The organism is Saccharothrix sp. AJ9571 (genome assembly GCF_021725495.1).
In the GTDB taxonomy this organism is placed as follows: Bacteria; Actinomycetota; Actinomycetes; order Mycobacteriales; family Pseudonocardiaceae; genus Amycolatopsis; species Amycolatopsis magusensis.
In genome coordinates this window covers 2,497,167-2,521,078 of record NZ_CP091382.1, presented here as the reverse complement: position 1 = coordinate 2,521,078, position 23,912 = coordinate 2,497,167, and the positions used below count along the sequence as shown (strand labels likewise).

Here is a 23,912-nt window from a genome sequence, read left to right as displayed (position 1 = left end):
TCATATCCTTCATTGAATCGAATTAACCGACTGTGTGTCCAGCCTTCACGCCCGGTAGCGACCGACGTTTCCGGCTGACTGTGCGCGAGTCCTCGACGCCTGCGCGTGGCGGCCAGGGTAATACAAGATCAAGTTGCGCCGGTGAGTGGGAACCCGTATTGCTCACCACCCCAGTGCCGCGATAGCTTGCTTGGCCACTTCGCGGGCCTTCACCGTCTGCCCCTGGTTCGTGGTGACCACGACGGCGTTGCCGCCCTTGGCCACCGCGTAGACCGCGCCCTCGCCGTCCGGCTGCGAACCGCCCTGCCAGCCCGCCGGCTGGTCGGCCGGGTTCGAGGTGGCGATCGGGGCCGCCTGGTCGACAACGGCCTTGGCCACCGCGGGCTCACCGGCGTAGACGCGCGCGGTGAGCTGGAGTTTTCCGTTCAGGGCGTAGAAAAAGCAGGTGGGCGGTTGATCGGCGGACAACCGCACCTTCGACACCCGCTGGCCGTTCGCCTTCTCCACCGCGGTTTCCGCGAGGTACGGGCACTTGCCGTCCGCCGCCGGTTCGGGTGCCGCGGGTGCCACGGGCGCGGCGGAAGTGGTGGGCGGCGCTGGTGGTGGAGCCGGTGGCGCGCAACCGGACGACAGCGCGAGCACCACGGCGGCGGCGAAGACGTGTGGGCGCATAGCCCGGTCAGTCAACCAGAACCGCCGGACTCTGCCAGTATGAGCAGGTGCTCACCCCTGACCAGTACCTCGGCGTGGTCGCGGAACGCGTGCAGCGGTCCGGCGGTCAGCTGCGGCAGATCCAGATCGGCCCGGTCAACGCCGTGCTCGGCCTGTTCACCGAGTCGATCATGATGTCGACGATGAACTACGCGGTGGTCGCCGCTCCGCTGGCGGACGTCACCGCCGCGGCCCTGCACGACTTCACCGGGCACGCCACGCAGCACGCCCGCGCGAACGTCGTCGGCACCGTCGGCTTCACCGCCGCGTCGATCGTCATCGCCGGTCTGGTCGGCGAACGGGTGTACCCGGACGCGATCCAGGCCGCCACGGCGAAACCGAGCGTGCAGTACGGCGCGGACACGCGCATGGTCGCGGTCGACCTGACCGGCGGGCAGATGCACACCTTCACCGGCAGCAGGGTCTGGGGCGCCGCGGTGCAGGGCTCGATCAAGGCCAAGGTGTTCTTCACCTTCCCGCAGCCCGGTGAGGCCTACCAGCAACTGCAGTGGCAGCAACAGCAGCCGGGCTACGGCCAGCAGGGCCAACAGGGCCAACACGGTCAGCAGGGCCCCGGCCAGCAGGGCCCCGGCCAGCAGCCACCGCAGCAGCAATACCCGCCGCAGCAACAACCACCGCAGCAGCCGTACCCGCCCCAACAGCAACCGCAGTACGGCCAGCCGCAGCAGTACCCCCAGCACCCGCCGCAGCAGCCGTACCCGCCGCAGCAGCCCGGGTACGGCCAGCCCCCGCGCGGCTACTGACCGAGCAGCGGCTGTCGACTCACCGGCAGTGAATACCCCTCCTCCCAAGGGAAGTAGCCGCGCCGATCATCGGTGACCACCTGCAGGGCGGGCACCGGCGAGCGGAACAACCGGTTGGCGTCGAGAAGGTACGGCCGCGAATCGGGCACCGGGACGAGCGTGGCGCGGTGGATCCGCTCGTCGAAGGCGACCAGCTTGCCCGCGTGCAGGCGCTCGCCGCCGACCACCCGCGCGGCCAGTTCGTCCAGCATCAGCGCGGTGTTCTCGGCGCCGAAGCCGAACATGAGCAGCTCCGGGTGGTCCACCGCGCTCAGGCCCACGGTGTAGCCGAAGGGCGGGCCGTCGGCCGCCCAGCCCTGGACGTACTTGACCGCCCATCCGGAGATCCGGATGAACTCCCACGTGCGGTCGTCCTCGTCGAGAATGGTGTTGTTCAAGACGCACCCCCGGAATCAGCTTCGAACCTTTGTTCGATACTACCGCGTGCCACCGACAGTTTCCGCAAGCTCACTGGACAATGCGTCCAGAAGCTGTACATACTGTCCAAGTGACTGCCGACGCCGTGCTCAACGCCCTGCGACCCGTGCTCGACGGGCTCGCCGCGACCTTCGGCCCGAACTGCGAGGTGGTGCTGCACGACTACCGCAGGCGGGACGCGTCCGTGATCGCGGTCGCCGGCAAGGTGACCGAGCGGGCGGTCGGCGGGGCGATGAGCGAGATCGGCCTCGGCCTGCTCGCCCGCGGCAAGAACGCCGAGGACCAAGTCAACTACGTCACGCGCACCGCCTCCGGCAGGCTGGTCAAGTCCTCGACCATGCTGCTGCGCGACGAGGCCGGCGAGGTCTTCGGCGCGTTGTGCGTCAACGTCGACATCACCGAACTGCGGCACACCGCGGTGCTGCTGGGCGAACTCTCCGCGCTGGATGCGATCCCCGACGACACCACCACGTTCACCAACGACGTCACCGAACTGGTCCGCGCGGTGGTGCAGGCGGAGGAACTCAAGCTCGGCCGCCCGGTGGACCGGCTTTCGCGCGCCGAGCGCCTCGAACTGTTCCGCGCCTTGGACGAGCGCGGGGTCTTCGGCCTGCAGAAGGCGATGCCCGAAGTGGCCGCCGCGCTGGGGATCTCCCGCGCGTCGGCGTACAGCTACCTGACCGAAATACGGAAATCCGGGGAGAACTGATGGTCACCATCGAAGACGTCGAAGCGGCGGCAGCGAGACTGGCCGGCCAGGCCAACCGCACGCCGGTGCTCACCTCGCGCACGCTGGACGCACGCACCGGCGCCGAGGTTTTCCTGAAGGCGGAGAACTTCCAGCGCGTCGGCGCGTTCAAGTTCCGCGGTGCCTACAACGCGATCGCCCAGCTCAGCAGCGATCAACTGGCCGCGGGCGTGTGCACGCACTCCTCGGGCAACCACGCCCAGGCCGTGGCGCTGGCCGCGCGCCTGCTCGATACCAAGGCCACCATCCTGATGCCGGAAGACGCACCCGAGTCCAAAGTGGACGCTGTGCTCGGCTACGGCGCCGAGGTGCGCCGGTTCGACCGCTACACCGAAGACCGGTTCGCCCTCTGCGAGAAACTGGCCGACGACAACGGGTACGCGCTGATCCCGCCGTTCGACCACCCGCACGTGATCGCCGGCCAGGGCACCGCGACGCTGGAATTCCTCGCCGAATGCCCGGATCTCGACGCGCTCATCACCCCGATGGGCGGCGGCGGGCTGATGGCGGGCGCGGCCACCGTGGCGAGCGCGCGGCGGCCGGAACTCGAACTGATCGGCGTCGAGCCAGAAGCCGGTGACGACCAGAAACAGTCCCTGGAAGCGGGAAAACTGATCTCCGTGCCGGTGCCGAAAACCGTGGCCGACGGTCTCGCGCTGCCCTCGCCCGGCGTGCTGAACTTCGAGATCAACCGCAAGCACGTCCGCCGGATCGTCACGGTCACCGACGAGCAGATCCTCGACGCCATGCGGTTCCTGTTCGAGCGCACCAAGATCGTCGTCGAACCGAGCGGCGCGGCGGCGGTCGCGGCGCTGCTGGCCGAGCAGGTGCGGCTGCCCGGCAAACGGGTCGGCGTGATCCTGTCCGGCGGGAACGTCGCGGCGGACCGGTTCGCCGCCCTGCTGCGGACCTGACCACGTCCGCCGAGGGTGCCGGTGGGCTTGACCGATCCACTCCCGGGGCCTAAGCAGGGAGTCCGGTCCCCCGAGACGTGGAGGCTCGTCATGCGACGAAGTCTTGTCCTCTTGACCACCATGGCCGCCGCGGCGGTCACCCTCGGCGGCGCGGCCGTCGGCGAAAAGCCCGGCGGCGGCCAGGTCGTCCCGAATCCTGACGCCCAGTTCACCACCGTGTTCGCCAATCCGCTCGGGCTCGAAGGCCTGACCAGCGATCAGCACGGCAACCTGTACTCCCCCGGCCGCGGCGGCAACCCGTCGTGCCCGGTGTTCAAGGTGCCGTCTCAGGGCGGCGAAGCGAAGATCGTCGGCACGCTGCCGTCGCCGTGCAGTCCGGCCGGGCTGACCTTCGACTCCGCGGGCAAGTTGTACGTGGCGAACGCGGACAAGGTCTACGCGTTCACCCCCGACGAGCAGCAGCCGCCCGCCGCCGAGGTGTTCGCCTCGGGGGTGCCGGGTGCGAACGGCGTCGCGTTCGACCGCCGGGGCAACCTGTGGATTTCCGACGGGACCACCGGCCAGGGCCGCGTCTGGCGCGCGGGCAAGGACGGTGTGCCCGCCGAAGTGTTCCGCGTGCAGCCGATCGCCAACGAGGTGAACCTGGTCGACGGCGTCGGCGGGGTCGGCCGTGACGTACGAGCGCTGCCGCCCGGCACCGTGACCATCACGCCGACCGGTCGCGCCGCGGCGAACACCGAAGGCTCCCAGCACCTGGTGGCGAACGGACTGGTGTTCGCCAAGGACGGCTCACTGCTGGTCGCCGACACCGCTCGCGGCGCACTCTGGCGCGTTTCGCTCGACTCGAAGGGCGACCTGCGCTCGGCCACCGGCTGCGACACCACGTTCACGCCGAACACGTTGTGCCTGGACAACATCAAGGTCGCCCACCCGTACCTCGAAGGCGCGGACGGCATCACGCTCGACCAGCGCGGCAACGTGTGGGTGGCGGTCAACGAGCGCAACTCGGTGGCCGTGGTGACCACCGGCGGCAAGGTGGTCGAGTACTTCCGCAACGCCCCCGACCCGGCGACCCGCCTGCGCAACACCGGGCCGCTGGAGTTCCCGACCAGCCCGGTGCTGCTGCCCGGCGGCAAGCTCTGCCTGGCGCATTCGGACGGCGGCCGCCGCGACAACTTCCCGCCGACCGGCGGTGAAGTCGGAGCCGACAAACCGAACCGCGCCAAGCTTTCCTGCCTGACCGACGCAGTGTCTTAGAGCCGGGGACGCCCGAAAAAGAAGATTAAAGCCAGCCACTTCCCATCGGCTCGACGATCCGGTGCAGTTCAGCGGCCCAGTCGACCTGGCCGATCGTGTGGTAGTCCACCCGCAGCAGATTGACCAGGTCGCGGCCGTTGCTGAGCAGCCCGGCCTTCTTGTCCGCCTCGACCACCACGTCCATGCCGTCCGGCCCGGCCACGAAGCTGACCTCGAGCTGCTTGAGCCGGGGGTAGCGGGGCGAACCGCGGAACTCGATCTCCTGGTAGAACGGCAGCCGCTGGCGGGTGCCGCGCAGGTGCCCGGACTCGACGTCCGCCGAATGCAGCTGGAACCCGAGGCTCTCCACCGCGGCCAGCAGCACGTGCTGCGCGGGGAGCGCGCCGATGCCGATCGGGTCGTTGTCGGTGGCGTCGATGGCGCCGGCGATCTCCAGCGTGGTCCGGACGGCCACCATGGTGCCGTGCAGCTGCCGGTTGTCGTAGAAGTTGATCGGCGTTTCCAGCGGCACCGGCAGCCGGAACGGCAGCTCGATGGTCTGGCGCGGGCCGAGTGGCACGTTGCGGCGGACGTCGGTGCGGCCGAAGGTGCGGTGGGCGTCGACCTCGCGGTCGTTCACCTCGTGCTCCACGCGCGTGACCATTTCGATCACCACACCGGGGATTTCCTGCTGCACTTCGCCACCACGCAGCCGGATGGCCCCCTCGATCACCCCACCCGGCTGTACACCGGGGGTGAACAATTCGGTCTCGACCTCGGCTCCGCCCACTCCGACGGCGGCGAGCAGCTTTTTGAACATGCCGCGAGTCTTCCGATTTCCGCGCCCGGTGTCCATGATCGTCGGCATGTGTCGTACCAACGTGATCGAGCGTGCGCTGAACGCGGAGATTTCGGCTGGCCGGATGCCCGGTGCCGTCGTCGGCATCCTGCGCGGCGGCGAGACGGTGTACCTGGAGGCGTTCGGGTACCGCGATCCGGTGGCCCGCACGCCGATGACCACGGACACGCTGTTCTGGCTGGCGTCGATGACCAAACCGGTGGTCACCGCGGGCGCGTTGAAACTGTACGAACGCGGACTGCTCATTTTGGACACTCCAGTCGGGGAACTGCTGCCCGCGCTGGCGGATCGGCAGGTCGGCGGCGCACCCGCGAAGCGGCAGCCGACCGTGCTCGACCTGCTGCGGCACACCTCCGGCATGGTGGAGGGCATGCTCGGCTCGAGCCCGGTGCACGAGCTGTACACCGAAGCCATCGGCGACGGCATGACCTCCTTCACCGGTGAGGAATTCGTCGACCGGCTCGCGCCGTTGCCGCTGCTGCACCAGCCGGGCGAGGTGTGGCACTACGGCTGGGGTCTCGATCTGGTCGGCCGGATCATCGAAGGCATCACCGGCCGGCGGCTGGGTGATTACCTGCGTGAGCAGGTTTTCGAACCGGTCGGCATGAATGACACGGCATTCGGCGTTTCCGACGAAAGCCGGTTCGCCCGTGCTCTCGATCCCACGGCCATTCCGGATCTGTCCCGCGCCCGCTTCGACTCCGGCGGCGCCGGTCTGGTCGGCACGGCACCGGACTACCTGCGGTTCATCGGCGCGCTGCTCGGCTACGGCGAACTGCTCCACCGCAAGACCCGCGAGTTCATGACCACCGACCAACTGCCGCCCGGCACCGACGAATCCTGGTTGCGGCGCATGGAACCGGGCTACGGCTTCGGGCTCGGCGTGGCCGTGCGGCGGGGTGTCGCGGGCGGGCCGACCGCCGGTTCGCCCGGCGAGTTCACCTGGGCGGGCGCCGGCGGCACCTACTGGTGGGCGGATCCGGCCGAGGACCTGGGCGTGGTCTTCCTGACGCACGCGCCGGATCAGACCCGCCGCTACTACCCGCTGATCCGCGCGCTGGTGCTGCAGTCGCTCGACTGAGCCCGTCCTCAGCGGGCACTGGCTACCGTCGACCGCGTGTTGCTGGAACGGGAACGCGAACTGGCCGCGATCGACGCCCTGCTCGCCGGGCGCGGTGGTGCTCTGGTGGTCGAAGGCGCGGGGAAGTCCGCGCTGCTGAAGTCGATCCGGGCGGACGGCTTCCGGCGGCTGTCCGCGTACGGAACGGCGTCGGAGTCGACGATCGCCTTCGCCGGACTGCACCAGTTGCTCGGCCCGCTCGCGCCGGAAGCCGGGTCGCTGGCTCCCGCGCACCGGGACGCGATCCACACGGCGCTGGGTTCACTCGATTCGCCGTGCACGGATCTTGTGCTGTACACGGCGGTGCTGCGGTTGTTCGAGTCGGTTTCGCCGCTGCTGGTCACCGTCGACGATGTGGATCTCTGGGACCAGTCGTCGATCGCGGCCTTGCTGTTCGCGGCACGCCGGGTTTCGTCGGTCGCGATCGTGCTGACCGCCCGGGAAGGCTGGAATCCCGGACTGCCGTCGCTGGTGCTGCCCGGCCTGCCGTACCAAGCGATCCTGACCGAGCCGGAGGTCCTGCCCAACGAATCACTGGCGGCCCGGCTCGAAGCGCACTCGGCCGACGCCGCCCGGCGCGGGGGAATCGCCTCCGCCGCAACGGTTCTGCGGGCCGCCGCCCGGCTGTCCCACGAGCCGGAACGCCAACGCCGGTCGGCCGCGGCCGCGTACCTCGCCTGGAAGTCGGGCCAGTCCGAACTGGCCCGCACGCTCGTCGCCGAGGCCACTCCGGAGCGACACGATCCGGCTGTCGCGCGGACGCTCGACCGCCTGCACGGCCTGATCGCCCTCGGCGACGGTGACCAGCTCTCCGCACACGACCACCTGCTGCGCGCGGGCCCGGATCCCGGCTTGTTGTTCATGGCCGCGGCCGCCGCGCACCACGCCGGACTGCCGCTGGAGCCCATCGCCGCGCGCTTCACCGATCCCGAATTCGGCGAGTACGCCGGACTGCTCGCTCGCCTGACCTCGCTGTCGGCCGACGCCCACACCGCGGATCCCTGGCGCCTGCGTGCCGCCGCACCTTCGAGCCTGCGCACGAGCGATGCACACCAATGGCTTTGGCCACTGGTGCTGAGCATGTCGGGACCGTCCACGCGGCAGGCCTACGACTTCGGCCGTTCGGCGCTGGACGAGTTCGCGGTCAACGGGATGCACGCGGTTCTGACGTTGCCGATGCTGTGGTTGTCCGAGCTGGAGTTCGACCTGGGTCACTGGGACCGGGCGCAGGCACGCGCGGAGGAAGGTATTCGGTCCACAGAGGACACCGGTCAGCGGGTACGGCGAGCCGATTTCCACGCGACTCTGGCGCTGCTGGCCGCCGCGCGCGGTTCGGCCGTCGCCTGCCTGCGCGAGACGACCGCCGCGCGTGACCTGGCCGTCCCGCTGCACAACCACCTCGCCGCCTCCCGCGCCACCTGGGCGGCCGGCCTTTTCGAGCTGTCGAACGGGAATTTCGACGCCGCGGCGGAACACCTGTCGTCGATCACCCACCACCAGGTGGCGCGCCTGGCCACCGCCGACCTGATCGAAGCCCTGGTGCGCGCGGGCGATCCGGCCGAGGCACGCCGGACTCTCGAAGCCTGGCGCCCGTGGGCCGACCGCACCACGTCACCGCTGGTGCACGCCCGCCTGGCGCGCAGCCGCGCCCTGCTTTCCGATGATGACGACACGGGCAAACTCTTCGGCGACGCGGAATCCTTCGTCGGTGATCACCCCTTCGAGCAAGCGAGAACCCAACTCCTGCACGGGGAATGGCTCCGCCGCACCCGGCGTCCCTCGAAAGCCCGGCCGCTCCTGCGCTCGGCACTGGAAACCTTCACTCGCCTGGGTGCCGCGACCTGGGCCGCCGCCGCCGAAGCCCAACTACGCCCCACCGGCGGCGGCCGACCCCGAACCGGTGCCGCCCTCACCGACCAGGAACTCCGGGTCGCGCGACTCGCCGCCCACGGCTTGAGCAACCGCGAGATCGGCACGCGATTGTTCCTGAGCCCGCGCACGGTCGGCTACCACCTGTACAAGACCTACCCGAAGCTCGGCATCTCCACCCGCTCGCAGCTCCGTGCGCTGGATCTTGGTCGCGGTTGATCGACTCCGCGGCGGGTAGCCGCCGGGCATGGCGCAGCGGACGACGGTTGCGCGGCAGGATCTCGTCGCGCGCACCAGGCAGTGGTTCGAACGAGCGAAGTCGGACAGCCACGAGCGGCACACGCTCGAGCTGATCGGCAAGAGTGCGCTCGCGGCAACGGTTTCGTGGGTGATCGCCTACGACCTGATGCACGCGCGGTCGTCGGCGTTCGCGCCGTTCTCGGCGGTGCTGATCATGCAGGTGACCGTGTACCAGTCGTTCGTGCAGTCGTTGCGGTACGTCGGCGCGGTGGCCGCCGGGGTGGCGCTGCAACTGGTGCTCGGGCTGCTCGCCGGGCCGGGCGTGGTGACCTTCGTGCTCATGACGGTGACCGCGTTGCTCATCGGCCGCTGGCGGCCACTCGGCTCGCAGGGTTCGCAGGTGGTGACGGCGGCGTTCTTCGCCTTCTCCACCTATGTTTCCGCGAGCACCGAAGTGGAGCGGTTCACCCAGCTGGGCCAGATCATCCTGCTCGTGGTCCTCGGCTGCGGCACCGGTGTGCTGGTCAACCTGCTGATCCTGCCGCCGATGCGGTACCGGAGCGCGGAACACGGCATCCACACGCTCGCGCACTCCCTGTGCGATCTGCTCAGCGATGTGCACCCCGCGCTGCGGGAAGGACTGCTGGACGAGGAACGCACCAGCCAGTGGCGCCGGCGCGCGGCGCAGCTGGGTCCGCTGTCGGCGCAGGCACAGTCAGCGGTGCGCACCGCGCAGGAAAGCGTGTACCTGAACCCGCGCCGGCTGTTCCGCCGCCACTCGCACCACACCGAATTCTCCGGCTACCAGGCGATCATCGACGCACTCGAACGCGTCACCTACCAGGTCGGCTCGATGACGCGAAGCTTGGACCAGTGGCACAGCAACGAAAATCCCGGCGACTTCCGGCTCCACTACGGCGATTTCCTCGCCGCCATCGGAGAAACCATGCACACCTTCACCGAACTCGACGAAGATCGGCTGGCCGAACAAGCACGACACCTGTGCGCCACCGCCGACGAAGCGCGACGGCGACACCGGCGCCTGGCCGACTACGCCGCCCACAGCGACCTGCCCGTCAGCGACCCGTCGCTCCCCTACGGAATCCTGCTGGCCGAAGCCACCCGCCTGCTCGACGAAGCCCAGCACACCTGCGACGTCCTGCGACACCAGGCTGACCCGCGCGAAAAGGGGGCTGGATGACCCGCGGTCATCCAGCAAGGTACGGAAGATCGTCCTTGTCTTCGACACGGACGGATCAGGCCCGGCGAAGAAGCGAATGGGGCCAGGCCCGAGGAATCACCCTCCGGCCTGGCCCCATTCGGGTTCCAGCACGTGTGGAGCTGAGGGGAATCGAACCCCTGACCCCCGCCTTGCAAAGGCGGTGCTCTACCAATTGAGCTACAGCCCCGGAGCGAGCGGCCGAACCGGCCGCTCGCGGGAAGTTCAGTTGTTCGCCGCGTCCGAGGTCTTGGTCGGAGCGCTGCCGTTCGGCGAGACGGCGCCGAGCGGCTTGCCGGTCGGGGCGGTGGCCTCGCGCCAGAGGTCGGCTTCGGCCTTCGCGTCCTTGTTCCGCTTCACGACGAAAAGAACGCCGGCCGCGACAACCGCGAGCGCCAACAGCTTCTTCACCCTGGACCCCTCTCCACGAACAGAAAACCGTCCCGCTTGCCCGGTCGATGCTACTGCACCCGGCGGGGGTGGCGTTTGCGCGGTCCACTACCGGGTAGCCGAAGGGGAGCACGTTCGCCGACAGGAGGGACGAGATGAGCAACCGGGACGAACAGCAGGAAGGCGTCAAGGGGGCCGTCGAGGACGTCAAGGGCCGGGTCAAGGAGACCGCGGGCACCGTGCTCGGCAATGACGACATGCAGCGCGAAGGCCAGGCCCAGCGGGACAAGGGCCAGTCGCAGCAGGAGGTCGCCGACAAGGAGGACGAGCTGCGCCGCGCCAAGGAGAAGGCCAAGGTCGACGAGGCCAGGCAGCGCGCCGAGCAGTAGCTCCCCACACGGACACGAACAAGGGCGGGGAACTCTCCCCGCCCTTGTTCCACGTGGAACCTCAGTCGATCCGGTCCTTGGTCTTCTCCACGACCAGGCGCACGTTCTCGATGCGCCCGCAGTTGGTCTTCAGCAGCGTGTCCCTGGCAACCAGGAACGCCGCACCCAGCTTCGCCCGCTCGTCCGACGGCACCTCTTCGCGTGCGTCGTTGAGCAGCGTCTGCTCCTCTTCGTTGACGTGGTGGTTCAGCACCTCGGCGAGTTCTTCGAGCTTCTCGTCGTAGTCGTCCCCGTTGAGGTCCTCGACCTCCAGGAATTCGAGCAGCGCCTTGTTGATCTCGGCGTGCTCCTCCTCGCTGTGCTCCACGTCCTCGTCGTCGGAGGCCTTCTTCTCCAGCTGCGGGTAGACCTCGCGCTCCTCCGCCTCCCCGTGCGCCACGAGCAGCTGCGCCAGTTCGTCACGCAGCCCAGCCCGGTCGGAGGTCGAATCCCGCAGTCCGCGCATCAGCTCTTCGAACTTGCGGTGGTCGTTCAGGATCAGTTCGACGACGTCATCGGACATCGGGGTCCTCCAAAGCGAGCCGGTGGTGGTCAGCTACGCCAGGAAGTGCCCCGCGGACCCGGAAACGAAACAACCCCCGCCACGGGTGACGGGGGTTCGTTCTCAGGGTGGGCCCACCAGGACTTGAACCTGGGACCTCTTCGTTATCAGGCAGGCTCCAGCCGCATTAGTGCAGGTAGAGAGGCATTACGAGCGGCGATCCGGCGTCCGCCAATGTCCACCGTTGTACGTGATCATCCCGCCTGAGTGTCACCCAGGTTGTCACTCAGGCTCCGCGCCCCGAGACGAGATTTTCCGGGGTGCGCCCGTCGACGAAAGCCCGAATCTGCTCGGCTGCCACCGAGTAGCAAAGTGCGTTCGTACCGGGCACGGTCCGGGCAGAGTGCGGGCTGATGATGACGCCCGGGCACGCCCACAAGGGGTGATCGGACGGCAGGGGCTCCGGGTCCGTGACATCGAGAGCTGCCCGCAGTCGCTGCTTGTCCAGCTCAGCCACCAGCGCATCCGTGTCGACGATCTGCCCACGCCCCGCGTTGACCAGTAGAGCGCCGTCGTCCATTGCAGCCAAGAAAGCCGCGTCCACCAGGCCGCGTGTCGCGTCGGTCAGCGGTGCCGTGATCACGACGATTTGGTGACCACCGATCAGGCCCGGCAGCTCGTCCGCCCCGTGCACGCCGCCGCGTGCCGTGCTGGCGACCAGCGTTGCCGTAGCGCCGAATGGTTCGAGCATCCGGGCAACCGCGGTTCCGATTCCCCCCGCCCCGACGATCAGAACCCGCTTGCCCGCCAGCGTGTCAGCGTCGAATTTCCGATGCGCCCAGACTGCCGAGTCCTGGAACCGCACGAGCGCTGGCCACTGCCGGAGCTGCGTCAGGATGGCCGACAGAACCCACTCCCCCACTGGCCCCGAGTGCCCGCCCCTTGCCGTGGCTAGAGCGACATCTTCCGGCACGTCACCGGCCCACTCGTCGGCCCCGGCCGACAGTAGTTGCACCATGCGGAGCTCAGGCAACAGGCGGAGAAGCGGGATCGGCCGGTGACTGCTCCGATAAGGCGGCAACAGGACGTTGGCCGTGCGCTGCTCCGCGCTGAGATCCTTCTCGTTGGGGTCGTAAGGCAGGATCGAGACACCTGGCAAGGCACCCAGGATCTCGTGCCCCACAAGGTCATCCTGCTCGTTGCTGACCAGTACTTTCAGGTTCACGCGGCCTGTCACTTACCTTCCTCTGCCTCGACCACATCGGCCAGCAACCGGCGAGCCTGCTCGTCCAGCGGTTCGCCCGACGTGGAGTTGTCGACCACGACGTGGGGCGCGGCCGGGCGGAGGTCCATGTTCAGCCCGGCGACGTACGAATCCCAGTCGGCAAGCTTGGCCGAATCGCGCGCTGCGCCACGGTGGCGGATGTAGGTCCGCATGGTTTCGATGTCGCAGTACACCCACACGAAGGTCAGGACCGCGCCAAGCTTCTTGCACTGCGCCTGCGTGTTCTTCACCCACTCCTCATCGCCGAACTCGCGTACGAAAGGCGCTGTCACGATCGCGCTGTTGCCGCACTGGAGGTTTTCGAGCATCGCCTCATTCAGCGACTCGTACTCCCCCGGGCGAAGGATGTTCACGTAGGTGTCCGACTCGCGGTCATTCCGCGAGAGCCCTTGCAGCTCAAGAGCTGCCTCGACCACGAACCGGGTCAGGGTGTCCTTGTCCAGGATCGGCCAGCCGGTCTGGCGCGCGAGGATGCGCCCCAACTCGCTCTTGCCGCTGCCCGGGTATCCGCCGACCATCACCACCCGGGGCGCCACCGGCCGGATCTCCTGGTGCGCTGCCTGGTCAGGCGCGTTGACCGTGCGAGCGGAACGCGCCTTGCTCACGATCAGCCCTTCCTTGCCGAGCAGGTCCATCGCCTCGTTGATCGTGAAGACGCTGACGTCGAATCTGCTGGCCAGGTCGCGCGTTGACGGCAGTCGCTGCCCGTGGCGGAGCACGCCCGCCGCGATGTCGTTCCGGATGTTGCGGGCGACCTGCTGGTGAAGCGCCTCAGAGCGCGCCACAGAGGCCCGTGGGCGAGACATGCGAACTCCTAGCCGTCGCGATCAGTTGAATGGCAACCATATCAGAACCTATCAGAGTCGGCCGAGCGAAAGCCCAGGTCAGAAGCGATCTGTCAACTTTTCGGCCCCTAACAGTTGACCTGGAGACCGTTCAGTTGTTAGCTTCTTGGTGGTCGGGGTCACAAGGCCCCGCAGACCTACCGAGAAGGGCTCCAAATGAGGCACGCGAAGTTCGCCAGCACCGAGGCCCGACGGGCGTTCGAGCTGGTCAACGAGGTTTCCGGGGTCAGTGAGGCCGATACCGGCATGTGGCCGGACGGGCTGACCGAGGACGCGATCGACGCGCTGATCTGCGAGGTCGACGCGGAGCTGGACGCCGAGGAGCGGACCGCGCTGGTGCGGGTGGACCGCTCGTTCACCGACGCCCGCCGGGCGGCCCGTGCGGCGCGGCGGTCGGGCCGTGAGGTGCTGCGGTCGCTGCCGGTGCGGCTGACCTCCGAGTCGGGGGAGGCCGCCTGATGGGCACCGAGTACCCGGCCGTGCAGACCGCTCACGAGCAGGCCCGTGACGAGTTGCGCCGCGCGGACACGAAGGCCACCGCGCTGCTGTCTGTGGTCAGTCTCGGACTGGCCGGGGTGGTCGCGCTGACCACCCGGCAGACGTCGGCGGCCACGATGGCCGCGTTGTGGACGGCCGCCGCGCCGATCCTGCTCGCGGTGCTGACCCTGCTCGCCGCGATCCGGCCGCGCATCACCCAGTTCCCCACCCCGGGCACCTGGCTGGACGCGACATTCAACGGCCCGGCGGTGCTGCTGGAAGCCCAGTCCAGCGCGGCGGCTCACAACATCGCCGCCGACACCGCCAACCTCGGGGCGCTCGCGGTGGAGAAGTTCCGCCGGATCTCCCGGGCGGTGTCGCTGCTGATGGTCGGGCTGTCCGTGCTCGCCGTCGCCCTGGTCCTCGGGGGGCTCACATGAGCAGCGACACCAGCCACCCCACCCAGTTCAGCCCCGACGCGGCGGCTCATCCCGCCAAGAACGCGCCGACCGCGCCGGGTCTCACCGCCAGCCACGTGAATGACCATGCAGAGAGGTTCCCGATGGTAGCCACCACCACCCCGGTCACCGGTACCGCCGATGAGCCGGTCACCTACACCCCGGCGGAGCTCAACCGCCTGATCTCCCGCGAGATCGCCGGACGGCTGAACGAGGTCGCCGACCTGTTCGCCGCGAACGCGATGCGGCTGGACATCGCCCACTACGCCGCGCCGTTCCTGCCGCGCGCCTACTGGGAAACGCTGTCGCTCACCTACTGGCGCATCGCCCATCAGCTCGAACTGCTCGCCGCCGACGAGTTGGCCGGCATCGCCCCGGCCGGGAAGGCGGTGGCGTGATGGCCACCGACACCCGCACCCCCAAGGCCGTGCTCGTCGACCTCATGCAGGAGACCCCAGCGCAGGAGGCGCCGCCCGCCGACCGGATCGAGTGGCTGTGGGCCATGGCCGACCAGCTCGCGGCGGCGGGCATGCCCAAGCTCGCCGAAACCGCCTACCTGTCCGCGCGTCGGCTGCTCGCTGAGCTGGTCGACGACGTGGCCGGAAAGGCGGGTGCGTGATGAGCAAGGACGTGTCCCCGTCCGGGATTGAGCTGATGATGCGACGCCGCCACCGCGCCGCGACAGGCAAGGACTGGCGGCAGGTGCCACTGGCGGAGCGGCGGAGCTGGTTCGCCGAGCAGGAGCCGCAGATCCGCGCGGAACTGGGCATCGCCGCCGACGCGGTGTGGGCCAACGGGAGTTGGCAGCCCGCCGGACAGGCCGACCTGTTCAACCTCACCGGGGAGGTGGCCTGACATGGAACCGACCACCCTCTACGTCCTGGGCGGGCTGGCCCTGGTCGGGCTGCTCGCGGTGTGGCGCTCCGGACGCAAGGCCGGGCGCAAGGCCCACAAGGGCGTGCGGGAGGTGACCCGGATGACCGGCAACGCGCTGCGCACCCTGGTCACCGCCGCCGTGATCGTCGGTGTCCAGTACGGCGCCGTCTGGATCGGCAACCCGACCGTGACCGCGATCGCGCTGATCGTGCCCGCGCTGCTGGCCGGTGCGGCGGTGGCGCGGCTGCTCGCCGTGACCGAGATCGTTGCGACCACCCGGGGAGGGCACCGATGAGCACCACTATCAGCACCTTCTACCTCGAGCCCGCCACCGGGAAACCGCTCGGACTGCGCTGGATCGGGCTCCCCGCGATCGAGGCCGATGGGCTGGCGTGTGTCGCGTGTGGACGCCACTACCTGACCGCCCCGGTGCGCCGGGTCCCGGTCGGCCGGGCCGACGCCACCGACTCGCAGGTCTTCGCCTGCGCCGACGTGTGCGCCGACGTCGTGGCCCAGGAAGCGAGGAACGCAGCATGAGCACCGACGCACAGCACAAGCCGCTCACCGAAGCGGACAAGCTCCGCCAGGACGCCGAGTCCGCCGCCCAGGTCCGGGCACTGACCAACCACCCCGACGTGATCGCCCTGCGCACCGAGAAGGTCCGCACCCAGGTCGACGCCGCCATCTGGATCGGCATCTTCCTCGGACTCGCCTTCACGATGGTCAACGTCCAGACCTTCGCCGCCGCCGGAGCCGCCGCGTGGTCACTGCCGTGGCTGTCCGCGTGGCTGCTCGACCCGATGGTGTCCCTGGTCCTGGTCGCCGTGCTGCGGGCCGAGCAGGTCACCGCCCGCTACCAGGTCGGCACCGGGGTGTGGGCGCACCGGACGAAGTGGTTCGCGTTCCTGGCCACCTACGTCATGAACACCTGGAAGTCCTGGGTGGCGCTCGACGTGGCCGGGGTGGTGCTGCACTCCGTGCCGCCGGTACTGGTCTTCCTCGCCGCCGAGACCGCGCCGGTGCTCCGCGACCGGCTGACCGAAGCAGTGATCAAGGCCGGGCAGGCAGCCCAGACCGGAACCACCCCGGAGGTTATGCCGGCGTCTTCCCCGCCCCCCGCCGACCAGGGCACGGACACGGCACCGACCGTTCCCGAACCGGCCCCGGCCGAGCAGGACAAGCCCGTCCGGCGGGCGCCCGCGAAGCGCAAGGCTCCGGCCAAGCGGAAGACGGCCGGGCGCAAGCTCGCCGCCGACTACGTGAACGAGGCCCGCGCGGCATGGGCACCGGGGATCGAGATCACCCCCGCGTGGATTCGTGAGGTCACCGACTGCGGCCGGGGCACTTCCTCCACCGTCGCTGCCCAACTCCGCACCCAGATCGAGGCGGAGACGGCCACCACCGTGACCACCACCCCCACCGGCCCGGCCGGGCTGACCGACGAGAGGACGGCCGCCTGATGTCCACCACCGCAGACCACAGCCACCCGTTCCCGGCCGACGACCAGAACCACCAGGGAGACCACTCCGTGAACACCCCCGCCGAACACCCCAACACCCCGGCCGTGAACGCCGACCAGAACACCACCACCGACCCGGCCGCGAACGGCCCAGTGAACACCACCCCAGACGCGACCGATGTCGCCTACACGCGTTCGGGGAACGTGGTGCCGATCCGCCCGGACGCCGCCCGCACCCCCGCCGACATCCCGGCACAGGCCGACGTCATCGACGCCGAGATCGTCGACGACACCCCGGCCCGGCCGGTGCTGGTCGACGGTCCGGAGGTCAAGCGGACGTGGTGGGAGACCGCCGGGGACGCGACTGCCCGGCCGCTGGTCGCCAAGTGGCTGACCTCCGCCGAGGAGTTCAAGTCCCGCGTGAAGTTCCTGGTGAGGTATGCCGCGCACGCCACCGCGTTTCACGCGCTGCGTGTGCCGGTCTACGTGCCGACCGCGATCCTGCGCAGCTTCGGCGCGATCGGGCGCCTGGTGGCCCGGCTGCGGGCGTGGGTGTTCGACGCCGAGTCCAAGTCGGTGCGCCTGGCCGCCCGCGACCGCGCCGACGTGAACGAGTACATGCGGCTGCGCGAAGCCCGCGCGGAGACCGTTCGCCGCCGCATGGGGCCGGTCATCCTCGGGCTGGTCGTGCTGACCGCGATCGTGTTCCTGTGCCTGTCCTACCTGCCGACGTTCTGGAACTGGACGCTGCTGCTCTCGGCGCTCGCGCTGATCGGCTGGTGGGGTGCTCCCGCCGACAAGCCGGTCGCCGGGCGCGCGATCGACTCGACGAAGACGCCGAAGCTCACGTCCACGATGATCGAGGATGCCCTGTGCTCGCTCGGGATCGGTGGGCTGAACCAGGCGTACAGCAAGGGCAAGCGGATCGAGTTCCCCTCCCCAATCCAGCGCGATGGGGACGGCTGGCGTGCAGACATTGATCTCCCGCTGGGCGTGACGGCCGGGGACATCATCGCCAAGCGCGAAGAGCTGTCCTCCGCCCTGCGCCGCCAGATCGGCTGCGTGTGGCCGGAAGGGGACGCGAAGGTCCACGAAGGACGGCTGGTCCTCTGGGTTGGGGACAAGGACATGTCCAAGTCCAAGCAGCCCGTGTGGCCGCTGGGCAAGCCGGGCGCGACCGTGGATCTGTTCAAGCCCCAGCCGTTCGGCACCGATCAGCGTGGCCGCTGGGTCACCGTGACCCTGATGTTCGCCTCCGTGGTGATCGGCGCGATCCCGCGCATGGGCAAGACCGTCACGCTGCGGGAACTGCTGCTCATCGCCGCGCTCGACCCGCGCGCGATCCTCTACGCCTACGACCTCAAAGGCACCGGCGACCTGTCCCCGCTCGGGCCGTGCGCGCACGCCTACGGCGTCGGTGACGACGCGGAAGACCTGGAACGCATGGTGGTCGAGATGCGCGAACTCCGGGACGAGATGCGCCGCCGTACCAAGGTCATCCGGTCGCTTCCGGAGTCGGTGTGCCCGGATAACAAGGTCACCCCGGAACTGGCCGGGCGCAAGGACTTGCGGCTCGCGCCGATCGTGGTCGGTGTCGACGAGTGCCAGGTGTGGTTCGAGCACCCCAAGTTCGGCGAAGAGCTGGAAGAGATCTGCACCGACCTGGTCAAGCGCGGCCCCGCCCTGGGGATCTCGCTGATCCTGGCTACCCAGCGCCCGGACGCGAAGTCCCTGCCCACCGGCATTTCCGCGAACGCCATCCTGCGGTACTGCCTCAAGGTCATGGGCCAGCAGGCCAACGACATGGTGCTCGGTACCTCGCAGTACAAGTCCGGTATCCGCGCCACCATGTTCGCCCGCTCCGACCTCGGGATCGGCTACCTGACCGGCGAAGGCGACGACGCCCAGATCGTCAAGAGCGTCTACAAGGACGCCACCGACTCCAAGAAGATCGCCGCCGGGGCGCGCGCACGCCGCGAAGCACTCGGCAACATCACCGGCCACGCCGCCGGGGAATCGGTCGACGTCGAAGCCGCACGGCTCGATCCGCTGGCCGACGCTCTCTCGGTGTTCCAGCGCGGCGAAGACAAGTTGTGGTCGGAGATCATCGTGACCCGGCTGGCCGAACTCCGCCCGCAGTCCTATCGGGACTGGACCCCGGCCAACCTCGCCACCGCGCTCAAGCCGCACGGCGTTAAGCCCCGGCAGGTCTGGGCTACCGACCCCGTGACGGGCAAGGGCAGCAACCGCAACGGCTACACCCGCGACGCCCTCACCACCGCCAAAGACAACGGAGCGTAACCGAAACTCGGGGCTAGGGGCGGCCCGCGATCTAGAACCGGCCGCCCCTAGACCTAGACCCCCGCTCTAGACACCAAACCAGTCGTGACCAGCACCCTAGGCGCCTAGGTAGCCCTACTGCTGACCTGCGGAATCCCCGCGCAGCCAGGGTTTCGACCCGTCCGGGCAGCACCTAGGGCCTCCCTCAACGCGCCCGCAAGAAATCACACAGTGTTATCGCACGTGGAAGGTCTCCCATGGACACCGCACCCGCTCTGCTCGACCCGCAACGCCAGTTCCTCGGCTGCCTGATGCAGCTCCCCACCCGTCCGGCCCGGCGCCTGCTCGCCGGGATGCGCGCCGACGACATGGCCACCCCGCTGCCCGCCGTGGTGCTCCAGCTCGCGATCGAGACCGTGGCCGCCGACCGGCCCCCGGCCCCGGCCGCACTGTTCGCCCACGCGGTCGCCACCGGCCGCGCCAGCGGAGACACCCGGCGCCGGTTGGTCGGCCGCTGGATTGCCGACGCCTACAGCGACGCACCCCCGGCGGTGCTGGCCGACTACCTCAAAACCGTGGTGCTGGCCGACGCGTGGCGCCGGGCCGTGGCCGAGCACGCCGCGCGGCTGACGCAGGCCGCCGCCGAGAGCCCGGCCGAGATCGTGCGGGACCGGTGCCAGGACACCGCCCACCTCGACGCCCTGTGGGACCGCTACACCGCCGCCACCGGCCACACCGGACCGGCGACCCGACTCGGGGCGGTGGCCTGATGACCACCACCGACGCCCACGCCGGCATAAGCCCGGACACCGACGCAGTGGCCGCGATCGACGCGGTGATCGGTGACCCGCATCGGGCCGGGGAGAGGCTGTGCGCGAAGTGCGGGCGCCCGTGCGGCGACTCCCCGTCGGATGACTTCTGCTCGGAGAATTGCCAGAGCCTGTGGCGCACGGAGAACGCCGCCGTGCTGCCCGGTCACGAGGTCCTGGACCGGGTGCGCGACTTCGTGGCGCGGTTCAACGCCTTCCCGTCCGCGCACTGCGCTCCCATGCTCGCGCTCTGGTACGCCCACACCCACGCCGCTGACCACTTCTACGTCACCCCGCGGCTGATCCTGTCCTCCGTGGAACCGGGCAGCGGCAAAACCCGCGTGCTCGAAGTCGCCCAGTTCCTCGTGCGCGCACCGGAAATGACCATGTCCGCGACCACCGCCGCGCTGTTCCGGATGGTCAACGACGGCCCGATCACGATCCTGTTCGACGAAGTGGACGCCATCTTCAACGCCAAGACCGGCGGCAACAACGAGGACCTGCGCGGTCTGCTCAACGCCGGGTACAAGCGCTCCGCCACCGTCGCCCGGTGCGTCGGGGACGCCAAGGCCATGAAGGTCCAGCGGTTCCCCGTCTACGCCCCCGTGGCACTGGCCGGGATCGCCGGAGGGATGCCCGACACCATCACCACCCGCGCCATCACCGTCCACATGCAACGCCGCACCGAAGACGAGGAGGTTGCCGAGTTCTGGGAGGAGGACGTGGAGCGCGAAGCCGCGCCCCTGCGGGAAGCGCTGGCCGCCTGGATCTCCACCGTCACCGCGAAGGTCAGCCAGGGACGCCCGCCGATGCCCGCTGGGGTCCGCGACCGCTCCGCCGAGATCTGGCGCCCGCTCATCGCGATCGCCGACGCTGCCGGAGATCACTGGCCCGACACCGCCCGCGCGGCTTGCTCGCACTTCGTCACCAGTGCTAGCACCAACACCAGCCGGGGCACCCGCACCCAGCTCCTGTCCGACCTGCGCGACCTGTTCCAGCACCGGCAGGCTAACCGGCTGGCCACCTCCGAGATCCTGGCCACGCTGACCAGCCTCGAAGAGGCGCCGTGGGGTGATCTCAACGGCAAGCCACTCGACGCCCGGCGCCTGTCGACTGAACTCCGGCCCTACGGCGTGAGGTCCAAAGACGTCCGCCTTCCCGGTTTCACCGCGCCGGTCAAGGGCTACCGCGTCGACGGCCCCGGCGGGCTGGCCGACGCCTGGAACCGGTACCTGCCCAAGCCGAGCACCCCGGATGGTGCCGCGACATCCGCGACATCCGCGACACCGCAGGTCAACCCCGTCGCGGATACCGAAACCGCTGCCGCGACAACCCGCGACAACCCGCCCGGCCCGTCCGGCTGACCCGGATATGTCGCGGCACGTCGCGGCACCCGAAAACCCATCCGCGACGCCCTGACCAGCAATGTCGCGCTTGTCGCGGATGTCGCGGCAACAACCAGACCACCACCGGCAGAAGGAGCCCCCATGCACATCACCGCCACCGGACAGCACGACCCCAAGGGGAACCGATGGACACCCGCACCACACCGGCCACCGTGCCGGAACGGCATCTCTACCGCATCCCGGAAGCCATGCGCCTGCTCTCCATGAGCCGGTCGGTCATCTACGAGCAAATCCGCGCCGGGCGACTGACCACGGTCAAGCAGGGGCGCACGCGGCTCGTTCCGGCGATCGCAATCAACCAGTACGTGGAACTGCTGATGAGGGAGTCAGGGGGCAGCTATGGCGAAGCGGCGTAGCCGGGGCGACGGCGGACTTCACTGGGATGACAACCGGCAACGGTGGATCGCCTCCGTGACCACGGGGTACAGCCCGGCCGGGAAACGGATCGTGCGCAAGGCCAGCGGCAAGACGAAGACCGAAGCCATGGACAAACTTCGGGAACTGGTCCGTGAGCGTCAGGACGAAACCCCGGCGGAAGCGCGGAACTTCACCGTTGCCGACGCGGTGAATGACTGGCTTGCTCACGGGCTGCACGGCCGGAGCGCGAAGACCGTGGAGACGTTGACCATCCTGGCCAACGGTCACGTGATTTCCGCCCTGGGTGCCCGGCAACTCCGGAAGCTCACTGCGGAGGACGTAGACAAGTGGCTCGCGGAGAAGGCGAAGACGCTTTCGACGCGGACCCTCCGCGACATTCGATCGATCCTTCGGCGGGCAGTCCACCGGGCACAGGCACGCGAGAAGGTGCGGCGGAACGTGGTGCTGCTCTGTGACGTGCCGGTGGGCCAGGAGGGACGGAAATCGAAGGCGCTGAATTTCCAGCAGGCGAAGGCCGTGCTCGCGGCGGCGGACAAGTCGGCACTTCGCGCGTACATCGTGCTGTCCCTGCTGATTGGCGCGCGTACCGAGGAACTGCGACCGCTCACGTGGTCACACGTGGACCTGACGGGGAAACCCGACGCGGACCCGCCAATTCCGCCGCACGTCATGGTGTGGCGGTCGGTGCGAGTGCACGGGGACACGAAGACGCGGAAATCCCGGCGGTCCCTCGCGCTGCCTGCCCGCTGTGTGGAGGTGCTGCGGATTCAGGAACGGAAGCAGGCATTCGCTCGCACGCTCGCCGGAGACGACTGGCAGGAAAACGATCTGGTGTTCGCGTCGGCGGTCGGCACCGAGCTGGACGCGGCGAATGTCCGGCGGGAATTCCGGAAGGTGGTGAAGGCGGCGGGGCTCAACCCTAAGGAGTGGACACCGCGTGAGCTACGGCACAGCTTCGTCTCCCTGCTGTCCGACAACGGGATGCCGATCGAGCAGATCTCTCAGCTCATGGGCCACAACGGGACCACGGTGACGGAGCTGGTCTACCGTCACCAGCTCCGGCCGGTAGTCCAGCACGGGGCGGAGGCAATGGATCGGATCTTCGCCAGCGAGGAAGGCCACGAAGTGGCGTAGTCACCCAATTAGTCACGCAGACAGCAAAAGGCCGGTTCGCGGATACCGCGAACCGGCCTGTTCACCAGGGTGGGCCCACCAGGACTTGAACCTGGGACCTCTTCGTTATCAGCGAAGCGCTCTAACCGCCTGAGCTATGGGCCCTGGGAACGAGAAGAAGCCTACCTGACGCCTTCTCGCCCCTTCGCACGGGGTCACTCCCTCTCGGAGAGGGTCACCTCCAGCCCGCCGGCGAGGTCGGCGGAGACGTTGTAGATGAACGCGCTGACCGTGGCCAGCGCGGACAGCAGCACGATGTTGATCGCGCCGACGATGGCCGCGATGCCGAACACGCGACCGGCGCTGATCAGCGGTTCCGCCGCGGTGGCGGTGCCCTCACCCTGGACCAGCGAGGTGTAGGTGCCGTTCAGCTTCTCCCACACGCCCATGCCGTCGAGCACGGTGTAGAGCACGCCGACCGCGACCAGCCAGACGAAGAACATCGCCACGCCGAGCACCAGCGACAGCTTCAGCACCGACCACGGGTCGAACCGCTTGATCTGCAGGCTCGCCCGCCGCGGACCGCGGCCGGGGCGCCGCAGGGCGGTCGGCGTGGGGCGCTTGCCCGAGCCGCTCGACCGCTGCTGGCCGGAGTCGCTGCCGCCGAACAGCCGCGAGGTGGCCGAACCGGTCGCCTGCGGCTGCTCGGGCGGGGTGTGGTCGTACTGCACCGGCGGGGGTGCGGCCGCGGGCTGGGCCTGGGTGGCCTCGCCCCCGCCGGGCCACTGCTGCTGGACCGTCGCCTCGCTGCCGGACTCCGCCGAAGCCGGGGCCGACGGCTGAGCCTGAACCGGTGTCGAAGCCGGAGGCGTGGCCGACGGCGTCGCGGCCGAGGGGGCGGCGACGGCGGGCTCCGGGGCAGCCGGAGCCGAACCGTTGCCCTCGTCCTTCGCCACGCGCTGCCACGGCGGCGTCGCCGGCCCTGCCGCCGTGCCGTTGGATCCGTGGTTCTCGGGCTTGTCCGATGGTGTCACGAAGCGTCAGTCCTT

General features: G+C 69.3%; 29 protein-coding genes and 2 tRNA genes. 21 read left to right on the top strand and 10 right to left on the bottom strand.

What is annotated here, in order from left to right; genetic code table 11:
- Positions 1-162: 162 nt before the first annotated feature.
- Entirely contained in the window at positions 163-672 is a 510-nt protein-coding gene (locus L3Q67_RS11055; RefSeq protein WP_499189422.1) for a DUF2020 domain-containing protein, read from the bottom strand.
- Between the two features lie 47 nt (positions 673-719).
- Here L3Q67_RS11055 and L3Q67_RS11050 point away from each other — a divergent pair, with 47 nt between their 5' ends.
- Positions 720-1,475, top strand: a complete 756-nt coding sequence (locus tag L3Q67_RS11050; protein WP_499189421.1) for a hypothetical protein — start codon at positions 720-722, stop codon at positions 1,473-1,475.
- Here the strand turns inward: L3Q67_RS11050 and L3Q67_RS11045 are convergent.
- Complete coding sequence (locus L3Q67_RS11045; protein ID WP_499189420.1) at positions 1,469-1,912, bottom strand: DUF4262 domain-containing protein; 444 nt, start codon at positions 1,910-1,912, stop codon at positions 1,469-1,471. The two genes, L3Q67_RS11050 and L3Q67_RS11045, sit on opposite strands and share 7 nt — an antisense overlap.
- A 110-nt stretch (positions 1,913-2,022) precedes the next feature.
- On the opposite strand from L3Q67_RS11045, the gene L3Q67_RS11040 reads away from it, so the two are divergent.
- From L3Q67_RS11040 to L3Q67_RS11030, 3 genes are all read left to right on the top strand, one after another.
- On the top strand, positions 2,023-2,661 hold the full coding sequence (locus L3Q67_RS11040; protein ID WP_499189419.1) for a helix-turn-helix transcriptional regulator: 639 nt from the start codon (positions 2,023-2,025) through the stop codon (positions 2,659-2,661).
- Positions 2,661-3,614 carry a PALP domain-containing protein gene (locus L3Q67_RS11035; protein WP_499189418.1) on the top strand — a complete coding sequence of 318 codons (954 nt, stop codon included), beginning with the start codon at positions 2,661-2,663 and terminating at the stop codon, positions 3,612-3,614. The genes L3Q67_RS11040 and L3Q67_RS11035 overlap by 1 nt, the downstream gene beginning before the upstream one ends.
- A 90-nt stretch (positions 3,615-3,704) precedes the next feature.
- Positions 3,705-4,871, top strand: coding sequence for an SMP-30/gluconolactonase/LRE family protein (locus L3Q67_RS11030; RefSeq protein ID WP_499189417.1), 1,167 nt, complete (start codon positions 3,705-3,707; stop codon positions 4,869-4,871).
- Between the two features lie 25 nt (positions 4,872-4,896).
- Here the strand turns inward: L3Q67_RS11030 and L3Q67_RS11025 are convergent, their stop codons facing one another.
- Positions 4,897-5,670: a sporulation protein gene (locus tag L3Q67_RS11025; RefSeq protein WP_499189416.1), complete on the bottom strand. Its 774-nt coding sequence runs from the start codon at positions 5,668-5,670 to the stop codon at positions 4,897-4,899.
- Between the two features lie 46 nt (positions 5,671-5,716).
- Between L3Q67_RS11025 and L3Q67_RS11020 the strand changes: the two genes are divergently transcribed.
- From L3Q67_RS11020 to L3Q67_RS11010, 3 genes are read left to right on the top strand one after another with little or no spacing between them, the layout of a single operon-like run.
- Positions 5,717-6,790 carry a serine hydrolase domain-containing protein gene (locus L3Q67_RS11020; protein WP_499189415.1) on the top strand — a complete coding sequence of 358 codons (1,074 nt, stop codon included), beginning with the start codon at positions 5,717-5,719 and terminating at the stop codon, positions 6,788-6,790.
- Positions 6,791-6,826: 36 nt separating this feature from the next.
- A complete protein-coding gene (locus L3Q67_RS11015) occupies positions 6,827-8,917 on the top strand; it encodes a helix-turn-helix transcriptional regulator (RefSeq protein ID WP_499189414.1) in 2,091 nt (696 codons plus the stop codon).
- Between the two features lie 28 nt (positions 8,918-8,945).
- Positions 8,946-10,139 carry an FUSC family protein gene (locus L3Q67_RS11010; protein ID WP_499189413.1) on the top strand — a complete coding sequence of 398 codons (1,194 nt, stop codon included), beginning with the start codon at positions 8,946-8,948 and terminating at the stop codon, positions 10,137-10,139.
- A gap of 135 nt (positions 10,140-10,274) precedes the next feature.
- Here L3Q67_RS11010 and L3Q67_RS11005 read toward each other — a convergent pair.
- Together L3Q67_RS11005 and L3Q67_RS11000 are read right to left on the bottom strand one after the other, a co-directional pair.
- Positions 10,275-10,347, bottom strand: a tRNA-Ala gene (locus L3Q67_RS11005).
- A 35-nt stretch (positions 10,348-10,382) separates the two neighbouring features.
- On the bottom strand, positions 10,383-10,568 hold the full coding sequence (locus tag L3Q67_RS11000; protein WP_499189412.1) for a DLW-39 family protein: 186 nt from the start codon (positions 10,566-10,568) through the stop codon (positions 10,383-10,385).
- 134 nt (positions 10,569-10,702) lie between these two features.
- On the opposite strand from L3Q67_RS11000, the gene mbp1 reads away from it, so the two are divergent.
- A complete protein-coding gene (gene mbp1 / locus L3Q67_RS10995) occupies positions 10,703-10,936 on the top strand; it encodes a CsbD family protein (protein WP_499189411.1) in 234 nt (77 codons plus the stop codon).
- Between the two features lie 61 nt (positions 10,937-10,997).
- Here the strand turns inward: mbp1 and L3Q67_RS10990 are convergent, their stop codons facing one another.
- From L3Q67_RS10990 to L3Q67_RS10980, 3 genes are all read right to left on the bottom strand, one after another.
- Positions 10,998-11,498 (bottom strand): hemerythrin domain-containing protein, encoded by a 501-nt coding sequence (locus L3Q67_RS10990; protein ID WP_499189410.1) that lies wholly within the window; start codon positions 11,496-11,498, stop codon positions 10,998-11,000.
- A 265-nt stretch (positions 11,499-11,763) separates the two neighbouring features.
- Positions 11,764-12,714: a Rossmann-fold NAD(P)-binding domain-containing protein gene (locus tag L3Q67_RS10985; RefSeq protein WP_499189409.1), complete on the bottom strand. Its 951-nt coding sequence runs from the start codon at positions 12,712-12,714 to the stop codon at positions 11,764-11,766.
- Entirely contained in the window at positions 12,711-13,568 is an 858-nt protein-coding gene (locus L3Q67_RS10980) for a P-loop nucleotide/nucleoside kinase family protein (protein WP_499189408.1), read from the bottom strand. Before L3Q67_RS10980 ends, L3Q67_RS10985 begins: the two co-directional genes overlap by 4 nt.
- A 195-nt stretch (positions 13,569-13,763) precedes the next feature.
- Between L3Q67_RS10980 and L3Q67_RS10975 the strand changes: the two genes are divergently transcribed.
- The 13 genes from L3Q67_RS10975 (at position 13,764) to L3Q67_RS10915 (ending at position 22,884) form a co-directional block, all read left to right on the top strand.
- Positions 13,764-14,066 carry a hypothetical protein gene (locus L3Q67_RS10975; RefSeq protein ID WP_499189407.1) on the top strand — a complete coding sequence of 101 codons (303 nt, stop codon included), beginning with the start codon at positions 13,764-13,766 and terminating at the stop codon, positions 14,064-14,066.
- A complete protein-coding gene (locus tag L3Q67_RS10970; protein ID WP_499189406.1) occupies positions 14,066-14,524 on the top strand; it encodes a Pycsar system effector family protein in 459 nt (152 codons plus the stop codon). Before L3Q67_RS10975 ends, L3Q67_RS10970 begins: the two co-directional genes overlap by 1 nt.
- Positions 14,525-14,646: 122 nt before the next feature.
- Positions 14,647-14,940, top strand: a complete 294-nt coding sequence (locus L3Q67_RS10965) for a hypothetical protein (RefSeq protein WP_499189405.1) — start codon at positions 14,647-14,649, stop codon at positions 14,938-14,940.
- Positions 14,940-15,161 (top strand): hypothetical protein, encoded by a 222-nt coding sequence (locus L3Q67_RS10960; protein WP_499189404.1) that lies wholly within the window; start codon positions 14,940-14,942, stop codon positions 15,159-15,161. The genes L3Q67_RS10965 and L3Q67_RS10960 overlap by 1 nt, the downstream gene beginning before the upstream one ends.
- Entirely contained in the window at positions 15,161-15,397 is a 237-nt protein-coding gene (locus tag L3Q67_RS10955) for a hypothetical protein (RefSeq protein WP_499189403.1), read from the top strand. The genes L3Q67_RS10960 and L3Q67_RS10955 overlap by 1 nt, the downstream gene beginning before the upstream one ends.
- Position 15,398: 1 nt before the next feature.
- Positions 15,399-15,713, top strand: coding sequence for a hypothetical protein (locus L3Q67_RS10950; protein ID WP_499189402.1), 315 nt, complete (start codon positions 15,399-15,401; stop codon positions 15,711-15,713).
- Positions 15,710-15,955, top strand: coding sequence for a hypothetical protein (locus L3Q67_RS10945; RefSeq protein WP_499189401.1), 246 nt, complete (start codon positions 15,710-15,712; stop codon positions 15,953-15,955). The genes L3Q67_RS10950 and L3Q67_RS10945 overlap by 4 nt, the downstream gene beginning before the upstream one ends.
- The gene (locus tag L3Q67_RS10940; RefSeq protein WP_499189400.1) at positions 15,952-16,878 is read left to right on the top strand and encodes a hypothetical protein; all 927 of its coding nucleotides are present in this window, start codon (positions 15,952-15,954) and stop codon (positions 16,876-16,878) included. The genes L3Q67_RS10945 and L3Q67_RS10940 overlap by 4 nt, the downstream gene beginning before the upstream one ends.
- The gene (locus tag L3Q67_RS10935) at positions 16,878-19,178 is read left to right on the top strand and encodes an ABC transporter family protein (protein ID WP_499189399.1); all 2,301 of its coding nucleotides are present in this window, start codon (positions 16,878-16,880) and stop codon (positions 19,176-19,178) included. Before L3Q67_RS10940 ends, L3Q67_RS10935 begins: the two co-directional genes overlap by 1 nt.
- Before the next feature lie 236 nt (positions 19,179-19,414).
- On the top strand, positions 19,415-19,927 hold the full coding sequence (locus L3Q67_RS10930) for a hypothetical protein (RefSeq protein ID WP_499189398.1): 513 nt from the start codon (positions 19,415-19,417) through the stop codon (positions 19,925-19,927).
- Positions 19,927-21,330, top strand: a complete 1,404-nt coding sequence (locus tag L3Q67_RS10925; RefSeq protein WP_499189397.1) for a DUF3631 domain-containing protein — start codon at positions 19,927-19,929, stop codon at positions 21,328-21,330. The genes L3Q67_RS10930 and L3Q67_RS10925 overlap by 1 nt, the downstream gene beginning before the upstream one ends.
- 167 nt (positions 21,331-21,497) lie before the next feature.
- Positions 21,498-21,728, top strand: coding sequence for a helix-turn-helix domain-containing protein (locus L3Q67_RS10920; protein ID WP_499189396.1), 231 nt, complete (start codon positions 21,498-21,500; stop codon positions 21,726-21,728).
- Positions 21,729-21,993: 265 nt separating this feature from the next.
- On the top strand, positions 21,994-22,884 hold the full coding sequence (locus tag L3Q67_RS10915; protein ID WP_499189395.1) for a site-specific integrase: 891 nt from the start codon (positions 21,994-21,996) through the stop codon (positions 22,882-22,884).
- Between the two features lie 70 nt (positions 22,885-22,954).
- Here the strand turns inward: L3Q67_RS10915 and L3Q67_RS10910 are convergent.
- Positions 22,955-23,028: transfer RNA gene (locus L3Q67_RS10910), tRNA-Ile, on the bottom strand.
- 50 nt (positions 23,029-23,078) lie between these two features.
- A complete protein-coding gene (locus L3Q67_RS10905; RefSeq protein ID WP_499189394.1) occupies positions 23,079-23,897 on the bottom strand; it encodes a DUF3566 domain-containing protein in 819 nt (272 codons plus the stop codon).
- Between the last annotated feature and the right edge of the window lie 15 nt (positions 23,898-23,912).